This window comes from Actinosynnema sp. NPDC037264 (genome assembly GCF_055603705.1).
In genome coordinates this window covers 1-21,577 of record NZ_JBVJVK010000082.1, presented here as the reverse complement: position 1 = coordinate 21,577, position 21,577 = coordinate 1, and the positions used below count along the sequence as shown (strand labels likewise).

Sequence of the window (21,577 nt, the reverse complement as noted above, 5' to 3'; positions counted from 1 at the left end):
CGCCGTGCCGCACCGGTGCGCCGTGCCGCACCGGTGCGCCGGAGCGCGCCCCCGAACAACGAAGGGCTTGATGGGATGTCCTCGAACCACAGCGCGTTCACCAACCCCGTGATCGCGGGTTTCCACCCCGACCCGAGCGTCTGCCGCGTCGGCGACGACTACTACCTCGCCTGCTCCAGCTTCGAGTACTTCCCCGGCGTGCCGCTCTTCCACAGCCGCGACCTGGTGCGGTGGACGCAGATCGGCAACGTGCTCGACCGGCCGGAGCAGCTCCGCCTCCCGCTCGACTCGCCGTCCTCCGCCGGGGTCTACGCGCCGACCCTGCGCCACCACGACGGCCGGTTCTGGCTCATCACCACGAACGTGAGCGGCGACGGCAACCTCCTGGTCACCGCCACCGACCCCGCCGGACCGTGGTCGGACCCGGTCCTGCTGCCCGACCTGCCCGGCATCGACCCCGACCTCGCGTGGGACGACGACGGCGCCTGCTGGAGCACGGTCGCCGGGGTGTCCCAGGTCCGGATCGACCCGCACACCGGGCAGGTGCTCGACGCGCCGAAGCGGATCTGGTCCGGGGCGCCCGGGGCGAAGGCGCCGGAAGCGCCGCACCTGTACCGGATCGGCGAGTACTGGTACCTGCTCATCGCCGAGGGCGGCACCGAACGCGGCCACGGCGTCTCGATCGCCCGCGCCCGCACGCCCGCCGGCCCGTTCGAGGCGTGCCCGGCCAACCCGGTCCTGACCCACCGGGGCACCGACCACCCGATCCAGAACACCGGGCACGGCGACCTCGTGCAGGGGCCGGACGGCTCGTGGTGGCTGGTGCTGCTGGGGGTGCGGCCGGGTGGTGGGACGCCCGGCTGGCACGTGCTGGGCCGGGAGACGTTCCTCGCGCCCGTGACCTGGGTGGACGACTGGCCGGTCGTCGGCCCCTTGGAGCTCGACGCGACCGTGCCCTGGCCGCTGGCGCCGGAGCCGATCGAGGCGCCCCGCGACGACTTCGACCTCCCCGTGCTCCAGCCGGCCTGGATCTCGCTGCGCGACCGGCAGGAGCGGCACTGCACGACGAAGGAGCGCGCCGGGTGGTTGACGCTCCACGCGCGCGGGGAGTCCCTGGACGCGCTCGACGTCGTGTTCGTCGGCCGCCGCCAGCGGCACCCGTCCTGCCGGGTGCGCACGCTGGTGGACGCCTCGGGAGGAACGGGCGGTCTGGCGGTGCGACTGGACGAGGAGCACCACTACGAGGTCGAGGCGACCGCCGGCGAGGTGCGGGTGCTCGCCCGCGTCGGCTCGCTGAAGACCGTGGTCGCGTCCCGGGCGGTGCCCGCCGGACCGCTGGTCCTGGGCGTCGACGTGCACGAGGAGAAGACCCTCCGGGACGCGCGCACGGGTCCCGACACCGTGTCCTTCGGCATCGGTGAGCCGGACGGGACCTTCACCACCCTCGCCACCCTGGACGGCCGCTACCTCTCCACCGAGGTCGCCGGCGGCTTCACCGGCCGGGTCATCGGCCTGTACGCCGCCGCGGGCACCGTCCACTTCGACTGGTCCGACTACGAGCCGCTCGACGGCTGACCGACGCCCTCCCCGGGCGTTCCTCGTGCCGCCCCCGATCACCGTGCGGCCCTCGTCCTCGGAGACGTGACCGAGTCCGCGCCTCGCTCACCGACACGACGCCCTGACCGGTCCCGGCGGCCGACCGTCCACCAGGGCTCGTGCGACGTGCGGATCTTCACCGACGACGCGCCGCGTCGGCCGCAACCCCCCGCCGCGGCGGATCACGTCCGCGATCCGGCGCCCCCAACGGCTGTTCGTGCCATCTGAGAAAAGTGAGGAGTTCCATGTTCGGATCGCGCAGGAGGACAGGACCGGTCCATCGGATCGGTGTCGTGGCGGCCGGGGTCGTGGCCCTGACCGCGAGCCTGGTCACGGTGACGGCGAACCAGGCCGTCGCGGCGGAGGCCGGGTGCACCGTCGCGTACTCGGTCACCGGCCAGTGGTCGGGTGGCTTCAACGCCGACGTCGCCGTGACCAACCACGGCGGACCGGTCGACGGCTGGGAGCTGAGCTGGGAGTGGCCGTCCGGTCAGCGGGTCCGCAACGCCTGGAACGCGGAGGTGACCGGGTCCGACGACCGGGTCACCGCCGCGGACGCCGGGTACAACGCCAGGATCGCGGCCGGCTCGACGGTGGAGTTCGGTTTCATCGGCACCTGGGCGGAAGCCAACACGGCGCCGTTGTCGTTCTCGCTCAACGGTGTCACGTGCGTGCACGGCGGCAGGCAGCTCACCGCGATGGAGCACACCGCGGCGATGCAGCCGGGGTGGAACCTCGGCAACACGCTGGACTCGACCGGCGGCGACGAGACGTCCTGGGGCAACCCGCGCATCACGGAAGCCTTGCTGGACAACGTGAAGGCACAGGGGTTCAAGAGCGTGCGCCTTCCTGTCACGTGGAGCGCCCACCTGAGCCCGGACCACGTGATCGAGGCGGCCTACCTGGCCCGCGTCAAGGAGGTCGTGCGCTGGGCGCTGGCACGCGACCTGTACGTGATGATCAACCTCCACCACGACTCGTGGCAGTGGGTCCTGACCATGCCCACCGACCGCACCGGCGTGCTCGACCGGTTCACCGGCATCTGGACGCAGCTGGCGGGCGCCTTCGCCGAGTTCGGGCCCAAGCTGACGTTCGAGAGCTGGAACGAGCCGCAGTTCACCGGGAGCACCGGCAAGCCGCAGGAGATCCAGCTCAACGCCGAGCTGAACGCGACGTTCCACGAGATCGTGCGCCGGTCGGGCGGCAACAACGCCAAGCGCCTGCTGGTCCTGCCGACCCTGCACACCTCGTCCGAGCAGGCGTACGTCGACCCGTTGGTGGCGCAGATCCAGGGGTTCGACGACCCCAACCTGATCGCGACCGTGCACTACTACGGCTACTGGCCGTTCAGCGTGAACGTCGCGGGCGGCACGCGTTTCGACGCGGGCGTCCAGAAGGACCTCACCGACACGTTCGACCGCGTCCACGACAGCTTCGTCGCGCGCGGCATCCCGGTGATCATCGGCGAGTACGGCCTGCTCGGCTTCGACCGGCACACCGGGACCATCGAGCAGGGCGAGAAGCTGAAGTTCTTCGAGCACTTCGGCTACTACGCGCGCACCAAGAAGGTCACCACGATGCTGTGGGACAACGGCCAGCACTTCGGCCGCACCTCGTTCCGGTGGAGCGACCCCGAGCTGTACGCGCAGCTCAAGTCGAGCTGGACGACCCGCTCCGGCACGGCCTACACCGACCAGGTGTTCACCGCGAAGTCCGCCGCCATCACGGCCAGGACGATCGCGCTGAACCTCAACGGCACGTCGTTCACCGACCTGTACCACGGCAGCGCGAAACTGGCGCGCGGCCGGGACTACACGATCGACGGCGACCAGCTCACCCTGACCGCCGCGGCGCTGACGAGGCTGAGCGGCTCGCGGGACTACGGCACGAACGCGGTGCTGACGGCCCGCTTCTCCCGGGGCGTGCCGTGGCGGTTCTACGTGATCACCCACGACACCCCGGTGCTGTCCGACGCCACCGGCACGACGGCGTCCTTCGCCATCCCGACGGCGTTCCGCGGCGACCAGCTCGCCACGATGGAGGCCAAGTACGACGACGGCGCCAACGCGGGTCCGCACGACTGGACGTCCTTCAAGGAGTACGACCGGACGTTCGCGCCCGACTACGCGGACGGTCGCACCACCCTGACGTCGGAGTTCTTCGCCGCCGTCAAGGACGACTCACGGGTGACGCTCACGTTCCACTACTGGAGCGGCGACAAGGTGACCTACTACGTCACCAAGTCGGGCAGCGCGGTCACCGGCACGACGGCCTGACCGCCACGCGCTGAACCGCGCGCTCGAACGCTCCCCGGGAGGCGGGACCGGATTCCGGTCCACCTCCCGGGGAGCGCTTCGGGTCCGCTCCGCGCTCGGCAGCGGTCAGGAGGCGCAGGTCGCGCCGTTGAGGGTGAACGAGGGCGGTTTGCCGGTGTCGCCCGTGTGGTTGGCCTGGAAGCCGATGCTCACCGACCCGCCGGGGGCGATGGCGCCGTTGTAGGACACGTTCCTGGCCGTGACCTGTCCCGACGAAGGCGAGTAGGAGGCGTTCCACCCGGAGGTGATCGTCTGCCCGCCGGGCAGGGTGAAGACCAGCGACCAGCCGCTGATCGGCGCGCTGCCGGTGTTGGTGATGACGATCTCCGACGTGAGGCCGGAGTTCCACGCGTTGACGGTGTCGGTCACCTTGCAGCCGTCACCGGGCGGGTTCGTGGTCGTGGTCGTGGTCGTGGTCGTGGTGCTCGTCGTGGTGGTCGTCGTCGTGCCGGGGCCGCCCTGGAACTGGGAGATGAACTTCCACGCCTCGCCCTTGGTCCAGGTCCGGATGCCGCTCTCGGCGTAGGTGCCGTCGACCGGGCCGGGCATGTGGCCGTTGTCGAACGCGGCCCACTGCACCGGGTACCCCGCACGGCACGAGTACGTCGTCGTGATGTGGGTCATGCTGCCCTGCGACGGCTCGCGCGGGCTCTGCGGCGTGCAACCGTTGTTCGCCACGAAGCGATCGCGCAGCGACCGCCCCGCCGAGATGTTGAGCACGTTGTCCGTGATGCCGTGCATGCCGAAGTACGCGATCGGCTGACTACCGCCGCTGCACCCGCTCAACTGCGCGCCCGCGTACACCACGACCGCGCGGAACACCGTCGCCCTGGCGCACGCCAGCGCGTAGCTCATGCCGCCGCCGTAGCTGAACCCCATCGCGAACCGCAACGCCGTGTCGACGCACAGGTCCGCCTCGATCCGCCTGATCATGTCGTCGACGAACACCACGTCCTCGCCGCCGGAGTTCGCCCAGCCGTTGCCCAGGCCCTGCGGCGCCACCAGGATCGCGCTGTTGTTCGACTGCTCCTGCATCCCGTAGTACGACCAGGCCGTCCCGCTGGTCCCGCCCGAGGACACGTCGTTCATCGTGCCGCCGCGCCAGTGGAACCCGAAGATCAACCGGTAGGGGCGGGTGTTGTCGTAACCGTCGGGCACCCGCAGGATGAAGCCGCGGCTCTTGCCGCTGCTCGTGATCGTGTGCGTGCCGCTGCGCAACGTCGGGGCCTTGCCGCAGCCGGCGCTCGACGCGAGCGTGCCGACCTGGGCGGACGGTGCGGTCTCGCCGAGTCCTCCGCTCAACGCCGTGCCGGTCGCGGCCGCCGTGAGGAGCACCGCCGCCAACGCGGGCCCGAGAAGCCTACGCGTGATCATCACCTGACTCTTTTCTGCCGTTCGGACATCGAGTGCGCGGGTGACCGCCCACCGCCTCGACCGACCACCCGGCGGCAGGGTGATCGGGTCGTCCGGCGGTGATCGGTCAGCGGTCGTGCGGTCCGGATCGCGCGCGTCGGCCGGCACGACCGCGAGCAGGGGTGCGCGGAGTTGCCCGACCGAGCGATCCGAAAGTTTCGACTAAGGGATTTTCCCTTTCGGGCCAATGTAGGCGTCGATTACGGCGGTGGTCAACGCTCGACAAAGCTAAAATTGTTAGCGCTCACGTCCAGCTGGATTCCGCCAAGATTCCACCAATCACCGTCGATCACCGGTCAAGCGAAACGGGTGCTCGTGTTAACGCAAACCCTCTTCCGCCGGCGCCTCGCCCGACGTTCGACCGGCGGAATGGATCGATCCCATGAGAGGAACACCGGGGCGCTGCTTGGTGAGCACGGCGAGCGGTCCGGTCGAAGCGCTTGACCAGTCGTGTTGAGACGGCATATCGAGACGATCTCCAACAGAGTCCCCAACATCGCGACCACTCCTGGTCGTCACCTGATTGACAGACCAGCGGAGCGCATGCAAACGTCGAAGCGCTTCACTCTCGCGTCTCCCGAAGGACTCCCCATGCCGCTGACGGACTCCCCGCACGACGAACTGGTCGACTACCGCCCGGATTCGAGCCCACCGCCCGACTTCGACGCCTTCTGGGAGCGCACCCTCGCGGCGGCACGCGCCCGCGGCGGGGCCGTGAAGGTCGAGCCGGTCGCCGACCGACACCTGCTGCGCACCGTCGAGGTGGACGACGTGCGGTTCCCCGGCTGGAACGGCGAGCCGGTGGCCGCCTGGCTGCTGCGCCCGCGCGGCGCCGAAGGCGCGCTGCCCGTCGTCGTGACCTACATCGGCTACAGCGGGGGTCGCGGGCTGCCCACCGACCACCTGCTGTGGTCCGCCGCCGGGTACGCGCAGCTCGTCGTCGACAGCCGCGGCCAAGGCCACGACACCCCCGACTCGACCGAGGGCGGCGGCACGCAGTGGGCCGAGGGCTTCATGACCCGCGGCGTCGACTCCCCCGAGCACTACTACTACCGGCGCCTCATGACCGACTGCGTCCGGGCGGTGGACGCGGTCGCCGACCTGCCCGGGCTCGACCACCGACGGGTGATCGTCACCGGCGGGAGCCAGGGCGGCGGCCTCGCGCTCGCCGTCGCGGGACTGGCGCCGGGCAGCGTGGCGGCGGTCCTGCCGGACGTGCCCTTCTTGTGCCACTTCCGACGGGCGGCCGAGATCAGCGGCGAGGGCCCTTACCAGGAGCTCGCGAAGTACCTGCGCTGGCACAGCCGCCACCACGTGGAGCGGACCTTCGCCACGTTGTCCTACTTCGACGGTGTCCACCTCGCGCAGCGGGCGACAGCGCCGGCGCTGTTCAGCGTCGGCCTGATGGATCCGATCTGCCCGCCCTCCACCGTGTACGCCGCCTACAACCACTACGCGGGCGAGGACCGGACCATGACCGTGTGGCCCTTCGCCGACCACGGCGGCGGCTACGGCTCCAACCCGGCCGTGCAGCTGGCCTGGTTGCACGAGCGCGGGCTCGGCGCACCGGCCTGACCTACGACCGCGACTCGTCGCCCCGCCGGACGGGGAGCGTCAGCCGTCCGGCGGGGGTGCCGAGGTGGTCAGCTGGTGCAGGCGACCCCGTTGAGGGTGTAGGAGGCGGGTTTGGCGGCGTTGCCGGTGTGGGTGGCCTGGAAGCCGATGCCGACCGACGCGCCGGGTGCGATGTCGGCGTTGTAGGAGAGGTTCCTGGCCGTCACCTGCCCCGAGGACGGCGAGTAGCTCGCGTTCCAGCCGGAGGTGATGTTCTGCCCGCCGGGCAGGGTGAACACCAGCGACCACCCGGTGATGGGCGTGGACCCGGTGTTGGTGATGGTGATGTCCGAGGTCAGGCCGTTGCCCCAGGCGTTGGTGGTGTTGGTGACCCGGCAGGTGCCGCCCGGCTGCGGAGTGGTGGTTGTCGTGGTTGTCGTCGTCGTGGTGGTCGTGGTCGTCGGCATACCGGAGCCCTTGGCCAGGTAGACGACGGTGCCGTGGGCGGGCACGGTGGCGGAGATGCCGTCGCTCCCCCCGCTGACCGCGTTCGTCCAGGCGTCCCGCAGGGTGATCGACGCGCCTTCCAGGCCGACCTGGTAGCCGTAGGTGGTGATCGTGGTCGGGGTGGAGCCCTGGTTGAACAGGGCGACCGCGACCTCACCGGTGGACAGCCGCTTGGCCAGGACGCGGCGGGTGCCGTCGTTGGAGATCTGCACGGCCTGCAACCCGAGCGGGTCCTGGTTGATGGCGATGAGGTTGGCGTTCTTCAGGATCGTCTGCGTGGCGGCGTCCATGTTGCGCAGGTCGTTGCCCGCGATGAGCGGCGAGGCCATGACGGCCCACAGGGCGAAGTGGCTGCGCATCTCGGTGTCGTTCATGCCGCCGCGGCCGACTTCCATCATGTCCGGGTCGTTGAACGCGCCGGGCTTGGCGTAGGAGGCCAGGGGCACGGTGACGTTGACGATGTTCTGGATGCCCATCGGGTAGCCGTTGGTCTGCCCGGTGTCCCACTTGTTGGTGATGTCCTCGGTGGTGCGCCACATGTTCGCCACGTCGCCCCAGTTGCGCCGGGGCCCGGTCTTGTCGTGGATGCTGTTGGAGTTGATGCTGTAGACGATCGGGCGGCCGGTGGCGCGCAGCGCGTCGCGCATCTTCGCGAACGTGCGCACCTGGTCGTCGATCGTGCCGCTGGGCGAGCACCAGTCGTACTTGAGGAAGTCCACGCCCCACGCCGCGAACTGGCGGGCGTCCTGCTCCTCGTGGCCCAGCGCCCCGGTCGAACCGGGGTAGGAGTTGAAGTACTGGGCGCACGTCTCGGCCAGCGGCGCCTGGTAGATGCCGAACTTCAACCCTCGGGCGTGGATGTAGTCGCCGAGCGCCTTCATGCCGCTGGGGAACCGGCCCGGGTCGCCCTGGAGGTTGCCCGCAGAGTCCCGGTTGGGGTTCATCCAGCAGTCGTCCACCACCACGTACTCGTAGCCCGCGTCACGCATGCCGGAGCTGACCATCGCATCGGTCATCTGCCGGATCAACGTCTCGCTGATGTTGCAGCCGAACGTGTTCCACGAGTTCCACCCCATCGGCGGCGTGCGCGCGACGCCGTTGTCCAGGGCTCGGGCGGGGTCGGCGTTCAGCATCGTCACCGTGCCCGCCGCCACCAGCAGGGCCGCGGACACGGCGTGCACGACGCGATGTCGCCGGGATGGGTGTGCCATGGTCGTGGTCCCTTCCGGTGTTCGGTGTCGTGGCTCGCGCGACGCGCGGCGGCCCAGCGTCGCCCGGCGGACACCGGCAGGGTCGGGCCCTGCCGGCCAACCCCGATCTCCAGTCGAAGGTAGCGATGCGCGATTAGGCCGGTCAAAGCTAAAATGTGATCGCTCACTTTAGCTACTCGTGAGCGATCGGCATCGAATGACATTCGACAAGGTCACATAAGCGCAGCTCAGCGCCGACAGGGACAAAGTTGCTCCATTCAGTGCAGCGTCTCGGGACATTTCCCAAGCGCACTACTTGTGAGCGCGAACAATGTGGGCGACACTGGCTCGCACCCGGACTCGCGGAGCGCACCGATCACGCGGTGCTCCCCCTTCCGCGAGGCCCGCCGGTCCGTGCTCACACCGCGAACGACGCCCGCGCGCCGCCCAGCACCCGGCGACCCGGCGGTGCCGGACCGGTCGAACGGTCCTGCCCATCCCACCCGCCACGTGCGGCGGGTGCCTTTCGGTGAAGGTGTCGAAGATGAAGCTGACAGCGAGGTCAGTGTCACGAGTGGTGCTCGCGGCGACGTTGATGGCCACCACCACGGGCGGCGTCGCGTTCCTCGCGACCACGTCCGCGAGCGCCGCGAGCACTCTCGGCGCGTCCGCGGCCCAGAGCGGCCGCTACTACGGCACGGCCGTCGCGGCCGGCAGGCTCGGCGACTCCACCTACGTCGGGATCCTGAACCGCGAGTTCGACATGGTGACGGCCGAGAACGAGATGAAGATGGACGCCACCGAGCCCAACCAGAACCAGTTCAGCTTCGCCAGTGGCGACCGCATCGTGAACCACGCGCTCGCCCAGGGCAAGCGGGTGCGCGGCCACACCCTCGCCTGGCACTCGCAGCAACCGCGGTGGATGCAGGGCATGGAGGGCTCGGCGCTGCGCTCCGCGCTGGTCAACCACATCAACCGGGTCGCCTCCTACTACCGGGGCAAGATCTACGCCTGGGACGTCGTGAACGAGGCCTTCGCCGACGGCGGGTCCGGCGGGCGTCGCGACTCCAACCTCCAGCGCACCGGCAACGACTGGATCGAGGTCGCCTTCCGCACCGCCCGCGCCGCCGACCCCGGCGCCAAGCTCTGCTACAACGACTACAACACCGACAGCTGGGCCGCCGCCAAGACCCAGGGCGTCTACCGCATGGTGCAGGACTTCAAGAACCGCGGTGTGCCCATCGACTGCGTCGGCCTCCAGTCGCACTTCGGCACCGGCATCCCGAGCGACTACCAGACCACCATCCAGCGCTTCGCGGCGCTCGGCGTCGACGTGCAGATCACCGAGCTGGACATCGCCGGTTCCGGCAGCCAGCAGGCCGACAGCTACCGCCGCGTGACCCAGGCGTGCACCGCCGTCGCGCGGTGCACCGGCATCACCGTGTGGGGCATCCGCGACACCGACTCCTGGCGCTACCCCAACGACTCGCCGCTGCTGTTCGACGGCTCGGGCAACAAGAAGCCCGCGTACCAGGCGGTCCTCGACGTCCTCAACGCGGCAGGGCCGACCACCACCACCACGACCACGACCTCCGGCACCACGACGACCACCACCACGACGCAGAACCCCGGCGGCGCCTGCACCGCGACCGCGTCGTTGAACAGCTGGAACGGCGGGTTCGTGGCCAACATCAAGGTCACCGCGGGCGCCTCGGCCCTCAACGGCTGGTCGGTCTCGGTGTCCCTGCCGGCCGGCGCCACCGTCACCAACCAGTGGAGCGCCAACCGCAGCGGCTCCACCGGCACGGTCGCCTTCACCAACGTCGACTACAACGGCTCCGTCGCGGCGGGCCAGTCGGTGGAGTTCGGCTTCCAGGCCACCGGCAACGCCACCGGTCTCACCCCGACCTGCTCGGCGCGCTGAGCCGAGCCCGCCCGGTCGGCGCGTCGAGGCGTCGACCGGGCGGACCGGTTCCCCGTATCGTCTCCCCGGAGATCACCTTGGTTCCGGCGAAGGGATCATCCGATGACGAGGCAGCACGACGACGTGACCCGCCACTTCCCCGCCAGCCGACACCTGCCGCCACCCGAGGTCAGACCGCTGCCGGAGGCGCCGACCTCCACGTGGCGGATCATCGGGCCGGGTGTGGTCGCCGCGGGCGTCGGGTTGGCGTCCGGCGAGTTCATCCTCTTCCCCTACATCGCGTCCCAGGTCGGCCTGGTGTTCGTCTGGGCGGCCCTGGTGGGGCTGGCCACCCAGTACTTCCTGAACATGGAGATCGAGCGGTACACGCTCGCCACCGGCGAGACCGCGCTCACCGGTTTCAGCCGCTACTGGCGGCACTGGGGGCTGGTGTTCGCGGTCCTGACCATGGCGGCGAACCTGTGGCCGGGTTGGGCGACCAGTTCGGCGACCATGGTCACCTACCTGTGGGGCGGCGACGTCCGCTGGATCTCCATCGGGATGCTGCTCGCCATCGGGCTGATCCTCACGCTGGCGCCGGTGGTGTACGTGGCGCTGGAGCGGACGGAGATGCTGAAGGTCGCGGCGGTGATCGTGCTGCTCGCGGTCGGCGCGGTGGTGGCGATCTCGGCCGACACGTGGGCCGAGGTGCCCAGCATCGTGACCGACGCGAGCATCCCCATCGACCCGCTCGGTCTCGCGTTCCTGACCGGCGCGCTCGCCTTCGCGGGCGCGGGCGGCGGCCAGAACCTGGTGCAGAGCAACTGGATCCGGGACAAGGGCTTCGGCATGGGCAAGTACGTGCCGCGGATCAAGAGCCCGGTGACCGGCAAGCCCGAGGCCGCGCCGAGCACCGGGTTCATCTTCGAGCCGACCGACGAGCACCTGACCCGGTGGCGCGCGTGGTGGCGGTTCGCGAACCGCGAGCAGCTCTACACCTTCGTGCTGATCACGTTCGTGTCCATCATGTTCACCTCGCTGCTCGCGTACGCGACGGTCTACGGCAGGCCCGGGCTGCCGAACAACATCGGGTTCCTGCGGATCGAGGGCGAGGTGCTGAAGGAGACGGTCGGCGCCTGGTTCGGCACGCTGTTCTGGGTGATCGGCGCGTTCGCGCTGTTCGCCGCGGCGCTGGGCATCGTGGACTACTCCAGCCGCCTCGTCGCGGACGTGGTCAAGACCGCGTACGCCAGGAACGTCAAGGAGAGCACGCTCTACTTCGCCGTGGTGTGGGTGCTGGTGCTGGTGGGCTGCGCGATCGTGCTGGCCGGTCTCGGGCAGCCGCTGATCCTGCTGGTGATCTCCGCGTGCGTGGGCGGGTTGATGATGTTCCTCTACTCCGGCCTGCTGATCGTCCTCAACCGCAAGGCGCTGCCCGCGCCGATCCGCATCCGCGCCGTCCGCGTGGCGGCGCTCGGCTGGGCGGTGCTCCTGTTCGGCGTGCTGAGCGTCATGACGATCATCGAGCAGACCGGCAAGCTGTTCGGCGACTAGACCCGACCCGGTTCATCCGCCGACAGGTCCGGCCGTCGTCCGCCGGCCGCGCGAGTGGGTTCGATCGCGCGGCCGGCGGCTCAGCGTTCTTCCTGGATGCCGGTGTACTGGTTGGGCATCACGACGCAGTACAGGCCGCCGGTCTCGTTGGTCAGGCAGTAGACCGGCCGGGTCTGGTCGGAGTTGCCCGCCTCGCGCTGCTCGCCGACCTTCTGGATGGTGATGCGTCCCGGGTCCTTGGCCGGCTCCGGCACCGGCTTGTCCCACGGGTGCCACGCCAGCAGGCCTCCACCGATACCGGCGACGAGGATCGCGGTGGCCAGCAGGCCGTGGCCGGGCCGGGATTGATCGGTCGTCGCCGGTGGCCGGGGCGGCGACGGTTGCGGCACAGGAGTTTCCGGGTGCGACATGGCGGACAGTTGAACATCATCGCGGCCTCGACCGGACAGGCGGTCACGTCCGGCGCGTGAGCCGGGGATCCGCCCGCTCGACCGGACGCGAAGCCGGCCACGCGCCCGTGGTCACCGCGCGGAGGAGCCATTCCAGCGGCCCGTAGCGGTGGCGGCGGAGCCACAGCGCGCTGAGTGCGAGCTGGACCGCGTAGATGCCGACGACGAGCCCGGCTACCGCGCCGTAGGACAGCGTGCCCACCAGGCCGAACCCGTAGGCGGTGAAGACAACGCCCAAGATGGCCGATTGCAGGAGGTAGATCGACAGCGCGACGCGGCCCGCCGGGGCGAACACGGCTGCGACGCGGGTGTCGAACAGGCGCAGCAGCGCGGCCACGTACCCGCCGGCGAGGAGTGGCGCGGTGAGGACGGTGACCCCGATCGCGAGGGTCTCGGCGCCGCTCCCCGGGTGGTTCACCGCGACGTAGGCGTAGAAGCCGGCCCCGACGAGCCCGATCGGCAAGCCGGCGCGCAGCAGCCACGACCACAGTGCCCGGTAGCGCCGAGGTTCGGCGAGCACCTGCGACTTGCCCGCCGCGAACCCGAGCAGGAACATCGCCAGGGTGCTCGGAGCCTGCACGAACACGACGAGTTCGAGCGTGCCGGGCAAGTGGCGCAGGTGTTCGGCGACAACCGTCGCCGCGGTTCCCCGGTAGGCGGCCACCGTTTCGGCGACCCGCGCGGACATCACGGTGGCGTCGACCGGGGTGTGGGTGAGCACGTCGAGCACGCCCAGCAGGGTCCACACCGTGCCGCTGACGAGCAGCAGACCCACCGCGAGCCGGACCGCGCGCCTCGGGGTGGTGCCGCGCAGCGCCAGCAGGACGAGGCCGAGCACGGCGTAGGTGACGAGGATGTCGCCGTGGAACAGGAGCACGGCGTGCGCGGCGCCGATCGACGCGAGCGCGACGTGCCGGCGCAGCATCCGTGACCGGAAAGCGACGCCCCGCCGCGCGGCGGCATCCATCTGCAGCGTGAAGCTGTAGCCGAAGAGGAAGGAGAACAGCAGGTAGAACTTGGTCTCGAAGAACATCGAGACGATCCACTGGACGGCCGGGTCGCGTGCCGGATCGGCGATTCCGGAGGCGTAGTAGCCGGTCGCGAACGCCCACACGTTGACAACCAGGATGCCGAACAGCGCGAACCCGCGCAACGCGTCCAACCGCTCGATGCGGGGTTGAGTAGTCACGGCGCCCTTTCATAAACCGAGTAGTCGGTCTAATATTGGGTCCCGTCACCTCCACCGTCAACCCCGCTGGTTGAATCGGCCCATGCGCACCGTCGACCCAGCCAAGCGCGAGGCGAAGCGACTCCGGATCCTGGCGGCCGCGGCGCGGTGCTTCGCGCGCAAGGGGTTCGGCCAGACCCGCACGGCCGACATCTGCGCCGAGGCGGAGATGAGCTCGGGCAACCTGTTCTACTACTTCGACAGCAAGCAGGACATCTTCGCCGCGGTCGTCGAACAGGACGGCGCCGACACCGAGGCCCTGTTCGCCGACCTGTCGACCGCCGAGCCGTGGGACGCGCTGACGACGTTCTTCGACCTGGCGGTCGGCTTGGCCGCCGACGCGGACTACGCCCGGCTCACCCTCGAGATCGCCGCCCAGGCGCACCGCGACGAACGGATCGCGGCCCTGGTCGCGTCCAAAGACCGGTTGGTGCGGTCCGGCCTGGCCGACCTGGTCGACCGGGCGACCGGGGCAGGCCTGATCGACCCCGGGCTGGACCCGAGCACGACCGCCACCTGGCTCGCCGCCCTGGTGGACGGCTTGTTCAACCGCGTGGCGGTGGACGCCGGCTTCGAGCCGAAGCGCGAACGCGAGACCCTGCACCTGGTCCTCAGCCGACTCTTGCGCCACGTGGACGACGTCGAATCCTGAGTGTCCTTCGGAACCTGACGGCGCCGCGACCAAGTGGCTCCACCGCACAAGCCCACGCTGTCACCGCGCGTGATCCCGGACCCGGCCGTTCGCCGGCAACCCGAGCGCCGTTCACCGGGGCCGGGTCGCGAGTGCTCGCCCGCGTGGAGGACGCGCGCTGACGACGTCGCGGTAGCTCCGCGTGACGTGACTACGATTTCGGGGCGAGGCCGGGGAAAGGTGTGGCCCGCTCTGGTTTTCCGCGGCGGAGGGCAGGGACGTGACGCAGACGCTCACCGCGGTCGAGGTCGCGGGGCCCCACCGGTGGCGGTGGGTGCTCGGCGACCGGTCCGGGCGGGTGTTGGCCGATCACCAGGTGGACCTGGAGGTGGGCACCGCCGAGTACGAGGCGTTCTGCGACCTGGTCGGGCACCTGGACCGCCACCGGCTGCCGCACGACCCGATCGGCTCGGAGGCCGCGGCCGTCGACCGGGTCAGCGCGTGGATCAGCGAGCGGGTGTTCGGCGACGCGCTGCTGTCCCGGTTGTCGGGCTCGGTGCGGGTGGTCGTGCCCCACGACGCGGAATTCCTGCTGTCCCGGCCGCTGGAGCTGGCCCGGGTCGACGGTGTTCCGTTGGCGCGCAAGCAGATCAGCCTGGTCTACGAACCCGCCGGCCTCGACCCGCCGGACGGCAAGGAGGACGTGGCCGGCAGCGTCCGGGTGCTGGCGCTGTTCTCCGTGCCCGCCCGCTCGTCGGTCCTGGCACCGCGCCGTGAGCGGTACGAGCTGGCCCGGACCGTCCGCACGATCGCGGCGAAGTCCCGCAAGGCGATCGAGCTGCGGGTGCTGCAGTACGGCGTGACGCGGGAACGGCTCGCCGAGGCCGTCGAGGAGCACCCCGGCTGGGACGTGCTGCACGTGTCCGGCCACGGCGGGATCGGCGCGCTGGTGCTGGAGCAGGCCGACGGCGAGCCCGACGTGATCTCCACCGACGAGCTGGTCGACCTGCTGCGGCCCGCGCGCGACCGGTTGAAGCTGGCCGTGCTGTCGGCGTGCCGGTCCGGCGCGGCCGAGGCGGCGACCACGCTGCACGCGTTGGGGCTGGACGACCTGGCCGAGCAGGTCGCGCCGGACGGCGGCGGCACGGCCGACCAGGTCGGCTTGGCACGTGGTCTGGTGCGGGAGCTGGGCATCACGGCGCTGGCCATGCGCTACCCCGTGGCGGACGGCTTCGCCGTCGCGCTGGCCGGTGAGCTGTACCCGAGGCTGTTCGGCGCGGGCCAGCCGGTGGACCGGGCGGTCGCGCTCGCGCTGCCCAAGGCGGTGGGCGGACGACCGACGGCCGCCGTGCCCGCCGCGTCCATCGGCACGCCGATGCTGATCGGCGCCGGGACCGTGGGCCTGTGCGTTGCGCCGCCACCGGGACGTGTCGTGCTCGACCCGTACGCCGAGCGGATGGCGTGGTTCCCGCCCGAGCCGGAGCGGTTCGTCGGCCGCACGCGGGCGTTGGTCGAGGCGAGCACCGCGCTGGCGCCGGAGAGCGGGCGCACGGGCGTGCTGTTCGTCGGCATGGTGGGCGCGGGCAAGTCCGCGTGCGCCTTGGAGTTGGCGCACCAGCACCGCGGCCGGTTCGGCGCGTTGGCGTGGTGGAAGGCGCCCGAGCACCCGGACGACTTCGGTCAGGCGTTGGTCGGCCTGGCCACCGCGCTGGAGACCCAGCTCGGCATCCCGATGCTCGACGCGGTGGCCGGCGAGGCGGAGCTGCGCCGGTTCCTGCCCCGGTTGGCGGCGGTGCTGCGCGAGGAAGTCGTGCTGCTGGTGCTGGACAACGTCGACACGCTGCTGTCGGGCGACGCGACGTGGCGGGACCCGTTGTGGGGCCTGCTGATCGAGTGCCTCACCGGTCACCGCGGCCTGTCGCGGGTCGTGCTGACCAGCCGGGTGGCGCCCGCCGACCTCGACCCGGACCTCGTGGTGGTGCTGCCCACGCACGCGCTGTCGATCGCGGAGTCGGTGTTGCTGGCCCGCGAGCTGCCGCACCTGGGCGTGCCGCTGCGCGACCAGCCCACCGCCGAACGCGCCACCGCACGTTCCGCCGAGGACCTCCACCTGGTCCGACGCGTGCTGAACGTCGCGCAGGGACACCCGGAGCTGCTCGAACTGGCCGACGTCGCCGCGGCCGAACCGGGCAGGCTCGCCGAGGCGCTGGCCGCGGCGGAGGCGGCGGGGCACGACACGCCGGTCAACGCGTTCTTCACCACGGGCGCCAGCGAGCTGGACGGTCCGCAGTTCCTGCGGCTGCTCTCGGCGTGGACGGGCACGGTGCTGGCGACGTTGCCCGCGCCCGCCCGCACGCTGGTGGAGCTGCTGGCGCACGTCGAGGAGGACGAGCGCCGGCCGTGGATCGTGCGCGTGGTGTGGCAGGAGGTCTGGCGGGAGCTGCACGGGCAGGACGCGCCGGCGCTGGAGGCGGCGCTGGCGCCGCTGATGGCCGCGGTGCTGGTGGAGGTCGAGGGCGACGACCCGACGCAGGACGTCTACCGGCTGCACCGCGGCGTCGGCGAGGCGATCCGCGCGGGCGCCGACCCGGCGTTCGGCGCGCTGGTCGACGAGAAGACGATCGAGTGCCTGGCGGCGGTGTACGAGCACGCGCACGCCGAGGAGGAGCAGGGCCGCTCCGGTGAGGTGATCGTGCTGTCCGGCCTGGCCGCCACGCCGTACCTGCTGCGCACCGGTCGGTGGGCGCAGGCGGTCGACATGCTGGAGACGGCGACCGACCGCGATGTCGCCCCGGAGACCACCAACCGGGCGATGAGCTACCTGCGCCACATACTCGACCGCGACGAGGACGCCCGCGAACGCCCCGCCGTGACGGCCCTGTACGCCAAGCTGCTGTCCCGGACCGATCCGCAGGCGGCGGCCGTGATGTTCCTGGACCTCGTCCGGCTCGGGGTCGAGGTCGCCCGGTTCGACATCGCCTCGCTCGCCACCTCGGAGTGGGCGCGGATCTTCACCGACCACGGCGACCTCGAAGGAGCGCTGGAACTGGCGCGCGCGTTGCCCGGCTACTCCGACCTCGCCGGGTACGGCCCGTGGACGCGGGTCGCCGACACGTGCGTGGAGCTGACCGTGCTGACCCGGATGGGACGGCACCACGAGGCGGCGGCACGGGCCGTGGAGCTGGTCGAGGTGGTCGACGGGCTGGACGACGACGGCGGCGAGCCGGAACGCGCCACACCGGTGAGCGTGCGGGGCGTGGTGCTGAGCACCGCGTTGGAAGCGGTCACGCGCTTCGGCGACTGGGACGTCGCGCTGGGGCTGTGCGAGCGGATCGACGCGCTGCACGTGCGGCGTGGCGCGACCGACCACGAGCGGGCGCGGTCGCGGCTCGACACGGCCGTGGTGCTGCTGGCGCTGGGCCGCGTCGACGAGGCGGAGGACGTGCTGCGGCACAGCCAGGCCGTGTTCGAGGACGCCGACGACACCGTGCTGCTCGGCGAGGTGTTCCGGCTGCGGGCCAAGGTGCGCGACGCGCTCGGCCGGCCGGAGGACGCGCTGGCCATGGCGCGGGCGGCGTTGCGGTACTCCTACGAGAGTTCCAGCCCTTCGGTGCTGGCCGAGGGCCACGACCTGCTCGCCACCCACCTGGCCGCCACGGGCGAGCACGGGCGGGTGTGCGCGGCGCACCGCGCGGCGGCGAGCGTGCTGCGTGCCGCGTCGTCGCACGCCGAGCGCGGCACCACCGTCGTGCAGCTGTCGGACCTGCTGGAGCACGGGCCGGACCTGTTCCCCGGCTCGCTCGAGGAGATGGTGCGCACCGTCGAGCAGGTGCCCGGTGTGCGACTGGGCGTCGTGCTCGACATCCTGGTCCCGGACGACGCGGAGCTGGCCGAGCTGTTCGCCGACGTCGTCTCGGTGCCCCGGGAGAACCTGCGGATCGGTCAGGACGCCCTGGCCGACTACCGCGAGCAGCGCGAACTGCTCGTCACGGCCATCCACCAGACCGAGGAGGGCGGGCTCGACCCCGGTGTGTTCGGGGACGTGGACGAGACGAGCGCGGAGCTGTTCGCCGCGATCCTCGCCATGAGGCACCGCGACGCCGGGCAACGCCCGCGCGCAGCGCCGCCCGACGGCGAGCCGCGGCTGTTCGGCGCGCAGGTCGTGCCCGCGATGGGTGATCACCGCGGCGGCATCCGCTTCACCGACTTCGTGGAGCTGGACGGGCGGCCGTTCGCCGTCACCGCGGACGAGGAGGCCGTGCGGACGTGGGACCTGCGCACGCACCGGCAGGTCGGCGAGCCGCTCACCCGCTCCGGTCACCGCCTGCACGCGGCGGCCGTGACCACGTTGGCCGGGCGGCCGGTCGCGGTCGTGGGCCACGGGCCCGGTCTGGACGTGTGGGACCTGACCACGCGGGAGCACGTGACCGAAGTGGTGGCGCCGTACCGGTGGCGGGTGCGCGCCGCGATCTCCGCCGTGGCGTGCACGGTGTGGCAAGGGCGGGCGCTGGCCGTGACGGGCTCCTACGACTCCACCGTGCGCTTGTGGGACCTGGACCGCCGCGAGCAGGTCGGCCCGCCGCTCGCCGGCCACGACTCCGTGATCAGGGCGATCGCGTTCGGCGTCGTGGACGGGCGCCTGGTGGCGGTCAGCGGCAGCGAGGACACCACGGTCCGGGTCTGGGACGTGGAGCGGCACGAGCAGGTCGGCGTGCTGCGCGGGCACGACGACCACGTCGAGGCGGTCGCCGTCGGCGAGGTGGACGGCACGCCCGTCGCCGTCACCGGCAGCCGCGACGACACGATGCAGCTGTGGGACCTGCGCGAACACCGTGAGCTGGGTGACTACTTCGACGCGCACGAGGACCCGGTCGAGGCCGTGGCGTTCGGCGTGCTGCACGGCGCGCCGGTCGCGGTCAGCGGTGGCGACGACGAGGCGGTCCGCCTGTGGGACCTGCGGACGCGTGATCAGCTCGGCCCCGCGTTGACCGAGGGCCGGGTCGCCATGGGGATCACCGCGGTGGCCCTCGGCGAGGTGGCCGGCCGCCCGACGTTGCTGGCGGGCGACCGGGACGGGGTGCTGCGGGTGTGGGACCTCGACGTGCACCGGGAGATGGGCTTCGACGTGCCCGCGAGGTTCGCCGCCGAGCTGCCGTCGGAGTGGACCGACCCGGAGACCGGCGAGGTCTACGACCTCACCGGACCGATCGTCGACGACGGGGGTTCGCCGTGGCGCCAGGTCGACTTCGACGGCTTCGAGCCGATCCTCGCCGAGCCCGGCAGCGTCGGCGTCACGCTCAACCTCCGGGACGTGGACGACCGCTACGGCCTGACCGGCATCGTCAGCCCGCCACGTCAGCGACCGTCCGGCGAGGGCTGAAGCAGCCGGTCGTCCATCTGCCGGTGCGACACCAGCCCGGCCACGGCCGCGAGCGCGCCCGCGCCCAGGAGCACCGGCCGGGTGGCGTCGATGTCGAACGAGTGGTCCAGGAGGGTCACGGCCGTGGGGCCGACCAGGGTCACCAGCAGCGGGCCGAGGACGGTCGACAGGCCGAGGACCAGCTTCATCAGCGACTGGACCAGCGCCACCATCCGGCCGCGCATCGCGTCCTCGACCCGCGTGCCGATGATGGTGAGCCCGGTGAGGAACGCGATGCCCGCGCACGCGCCGACCACGGCCACCGCGACCAGGGCGAACCACAGGTGCGGCGCGAGTGACACGACGGCCAGGCTCACGCCCGCGCCCACGATCGTGACGCCGAACAGCCGGTTGTAGGTCAGCCGGCGGGACAGCTTCGGCGCGATCGCCATGCCCGCCGCCAGCCCGACGAAGACCGCGATGAACAACGTGCCGTAGGCGCTCTCGCCGCCGCCCAGGCTCGACGCGTAGAGCCTGGCGCTGCCGATCACCCCGCCCGCCGCGGCGAACGCGCCGGTCATGCCGATGACGAGGCCGCGCAGCAGCGGCGTCCGCCACGCGTACCGCAGGCCGTCGCGCATCATCACCAGGAAGCCCGGGCCGCCTCGCCTGCCCCGTGGCGCGGCCCGGCCGGACAGCTCCGGGATCCGCACCGCGATCAGGGCCGCGGACGACAGGTACAGCAGGCCGTTGACCACGACGGCGATCGTCGCGATGCGGAACTCCAGGTCGCCGTCCCGGACGCCCAGGTAGCCGGGGATGCCCGCGACCAGCGAGTAGAGGCTGAACCCGGTGACCGTGGTGATGCCGTAGGTCATCACCAGGCCGAGCTGGTTGGCGGTGTCGACCTGGTCCGGTCGGCGCAGCAGGTTCGGCACGGCCGAGTCCTTGGCCGGGATCCACAGCATCGCGCAGCAGCCGACCAGGAAGTTCGCCACGAACAGCCACCACGCCGTGCCGACGAACGCGATCGACAGGAACAGGCCGCCGCGGGCCAGGTCGCAGGCGACCATCACCTTGCGCCGGTCGAACCGGTCGGCCAGCACCCCGCCCAGCGGCGCGAACAGCACGCCGGGCAGCAGCTGGGTCAGGACCACCGCGCTGAGCGCGAACCCCTCCCACCCGTACCCCGCGGCCAGCTTCGTGACCAGACCGGTCAACGCCAGCAGCGACAGCCAGTCGCCGACGCTGCACAGGAACGTGACGCCCCAGAGCCGCCGGAACGGTCCGATGGACAGCACCGCCCGGACGCGGCGCGCCGTCGACGCCCCGGCCCCGTCCTCCTCGGCCACCACACCGACACCGTCGCCTTGAATGCCGCCACCCCCGCCGTAGTCGCAGATGATCAGACTAACGACGACGGGCCGGTGGCTCCCACGAGTTCCACGATCACGGCCGCCGGCGTGCCGGATCGCGCGTCGTCGCATTGGGCCGGGATGCCGTGTGACTTTCGACAAGTCAAGAAAAGTGCAGGTCACCGTGCCTCTCGAGGCCGGATTCAAGATCCTCGCGGCGGTGCGGAACCATATTGGCGACCAATGCGTCATGATCCGGTAGAGCCGAGCAACTGTGTTGGGGGTGCCACTGTGTCCGCTGCGTCCGTCGTGCCGATCCGGCCCGTCGTGGCCGTCGTGGCCGCTGTGGCCGCCGGGCCCATCGGGTCCGGGGTCGGCTGATGGCGGGCGAGAACCCCCTGGTCGAGGCGCCGCCGGCGGAGTCGGGCTCGTTCTTCAACGCGGGTACCGGTGACAACGGGTGGGCGACCGGTATTTCCATCGCGGAGTCGGCGATGGACACGTTCAACGGGATCAAGGACGG

11 protein-coding genes and 1 pseudogene are annotated in these 21,577 nt (G+C 71.3%); 7 read left to right on the top strand and 5 right to left on the bottom strand.

Annotated elements, in window-relative coordinates:
* Positions 1 to 75: 75 nt before the first annotated feature.
* Positions 76 to 1,575 (top strand): glycoside hydrolase family 43 protein, encoded by a 1,500-nt coding sequence (locus tag ACZ7GX_RS41920; RefSeq protein ID WP_498785763.1) that lies wholly within the window; start codon positions 76 to 78, stop codon positions 1,573 to 1,575.
* A 314-nt stretch (positions 1,576 to 1,889) separates the two neighbouring features.
* Positions 1,890 to 3,872 (top strand): cellulase family glycosylhydrolase, encoded by a 1,983-nt coding sequence (locus ACZ7GX_RS41915; RefSeq protein ID WP_498785761.1) that lies wholly within the window; start codon positions 1,890 to 1,892, stop codon positions 3,870 to 3,872.
* 105 nt (positions 3,873 to 3,977) lie between these two features.
* Here ACZ7GX_RS41915 and ACZ7GX_RS41910 read toward each other — a convergent pair whose 3' ends face one another.
* Entirely contained in the window at positions 3,978 to 5,285 is a 1,308-nt protein-coding gene (locus ACZ7GX_RS41910; RefSeq protein WP_498785759.1) for a CE1 family esterase, read from the bottom strand.
* Between the two features lie 630 nt (positions 5,286 to 5,915).
* Here ACZ7GX_RS41910 and ACZ7GX_RS41905 point away from each other — a divergent pair.
* Positions 5,916 to 6,899 carry an acetylxylan esterase gene (locus ACZ7GX_RS41905; protein WP_498785757.1) on the top strand — a complete coding sequence of 328 codons (984 nt, stop codon included), beginning with the start codon at positions 5,916 to 5,918 and terminating at the stop codon, positions 6,897 to 6,899.
* 68 nt (positions 6,900 to 6,967) lie between these two features.
* Here the strand turns inward: ACZ7GX_RS41905 and ACZ7GX_RS41900 are convergent, their stop codons facing one another.
* Complete coding sequence (locus ACZ7GX_RS41900; RefSeq protein WP_498785755.1) at positions 6,968 to 8,596, bottom strand: cellulose binding domain-containing protein; 1,629 nt, start codon at positions 8,594 to 8,596, stop codon at positions 6,968 to 6,970.
* A 523-nt stretch (positions 8,597 to 9,119) separates the two neighbouring features.
* On the opposite strand from ACZ7GX_RS41900, the gene ACZ7GX_RS41895 reads away from it, so the two are divergent.
* Both ACZ7GX_RS41895 and ACZ7GX_RS41890 read left to right on the top strand, forming a co-directional pair.
* A complete protein-coding gene (locus ACZ7GX_RS41895) occupies positions 9,120 to 10,499 on the top strand; it encodes a glycoside hydrolase family 10 protein (protein ID WP_498785753.1) in 1,380 nt (459 codons plus the stop codon).
* 102 nt (positions 10,500 to 10,601) lie between these two features.
* Positions 10,602 to 12,032 (top strand): Nramp family divalent metal transporter, encoded by a 1,431-nt coding sequence (locus ACZ7GX_RS41890; protein WP_498785751.1) that lies wholly within the window; start codon positions 10,602 to 10,604, stop codon positions 12,030 to 12,032.
* 80 nt (positions 12,033 to 12,112) lie between these two features.
* Here the strand turns inward: ACZ7GX_RS41890 and ACZ7GX_RS41885 are convergent, their stop codons facing one another.
* Together ACZ7GX_RS41885 and ACZ7GX_RS41880 are read right to left on the bottom strand one after the other, a co-directional pair.
* Positions 12,113 to 12,442: a hypothetical protein gene (locus ACZ7GX_RS41885; RefSeq protein ID WP_498785749.1), complete on the bottom strand. Its 330-nt coding sequence runs from the start codon at positions 12,440 to 12,442 to the stop codon at positions 12,113 to 12,115.
* Between the two features lie 43 nt (positions 12,443 to 12,485).
* The gene (locus ACZ7GX_RS41880) at positions 12,486 to 13,670 is read right to left on the bottom strand and encodes a DUF418 domain-containing protein (RefSeq protein WP_498785747.1); all 1,185 of its coding nucleotides are present in this window, start codon (positions 13,668 to 13,670) and stop codon (positions 12,486 to 12,488) included.
* Between the two features lie 82 nt (positions 13,671 to 13,752).
* On the opposite strand from ACZ7GX_RS41880, the gene ACZ7GX_RS41875 reads away from it, so the two are divergent.
* Positions 13,753 to 14,361, top strand: a complete 609-nt coding sequence (locus tag ACZ7GX_RS41875; RefSeq protein WP_498785745.1) for a TetR/AcrR family transcriptional regulator — start codon at positions 13,753 to 13,755, stop codon at positions 14,359 to 14,361.
* 259 nt (positions 14,362 to 14,620) lie between these two features.
* Positions 14,621 to 19,720 carry a CHAT domain-containing protein gene (locus ACZ7GX_RS41870; protein ID WP_498785743.1) on the top strand — a complete coding sequence of 1,700 codons (5,100 nt, stop codon included), beginning with the start codon at positions 14,621 to 14,623 and terminating at the stop codon, positions 19,718 to 19,720.
* Here the strand turns inward: ACZ7GX_RS41870 and ACZ7GX_RS41865 are convergent.
* A pseudogene (locus ACZ7GX_RS41865) lies at positions 19,714 to 21,054 on the bottom strand (MFS transporter); the annotation flags it as partial. The gene ACZ7GX_RS41870 and the pseudogene ACZ7GX_RS41865 overlap by 7 nt on opposite strands.
* Positions 21,055 to 21,577: the final 523 nt, after the last annotated feature.

Bases quoted from the DNA above. Each gene is read 5' to 3' on its own strand.
- ACZ7GX_RS41905 (WP_498785757.1), top strand. From the start codon at position 5,916: ATGCCGCTGACGGACTCCCCGCACGACGAACTGGTCGACTACCGCCCG.
- ACZ7GX_RS41920 (WP_498785763.1), top strand. From the start codon at position 76: ATGTCCTCGAACCACAGCGCGTTCACCAACCCCGTGATCGCGGGTTTC.
- ACZ7GX_RS41885 (WP_498785749.1), bottom strand. From the start codon at position 12,442: ATGTCGCACCCGGAAACTCCTGTGCCGCAACCGTCGCCGCCCCGGCCA.
- ACZ7GX_RS41910 (WP_498785759.1), bottom strand. From the start codon at position 5,285: ATGATCACGCGTAGGCTTCTCGGGCCCGCGTTGGCGGCGGTGCTCCTC.
- ACZ7GX_RS41890 (WP_498785751.1), top strand. From the start codon at position 10,602: ATGACGAGGCAGCACGACGACGTGACCCGCCACTTCCCCGCCAGCCGA.
- ACZ7GX_RS41895 (WP_498785753.1), top strand. From the start codon at position 9,120: ATGAAGCTGACAGCGAGGTCAGTGTCACGAGTGGTGCTCGCGGCGACG.
- ACZ7GX_RS41900 (WP_498785755.1), bottom strand. From the start codon at position 8,596: ATGGCACACCCATCCCGGCGACATCGCGTCGTGCACGCCGTGTCCGCG.
- ACZ7GX_RS41875 (WP_498785745.1), top strand. From the start codon at position 13,753: ATGCGCACCGTCGACCCAGCCAAGCGCGAGGCGAAGCGACTCCGGATC.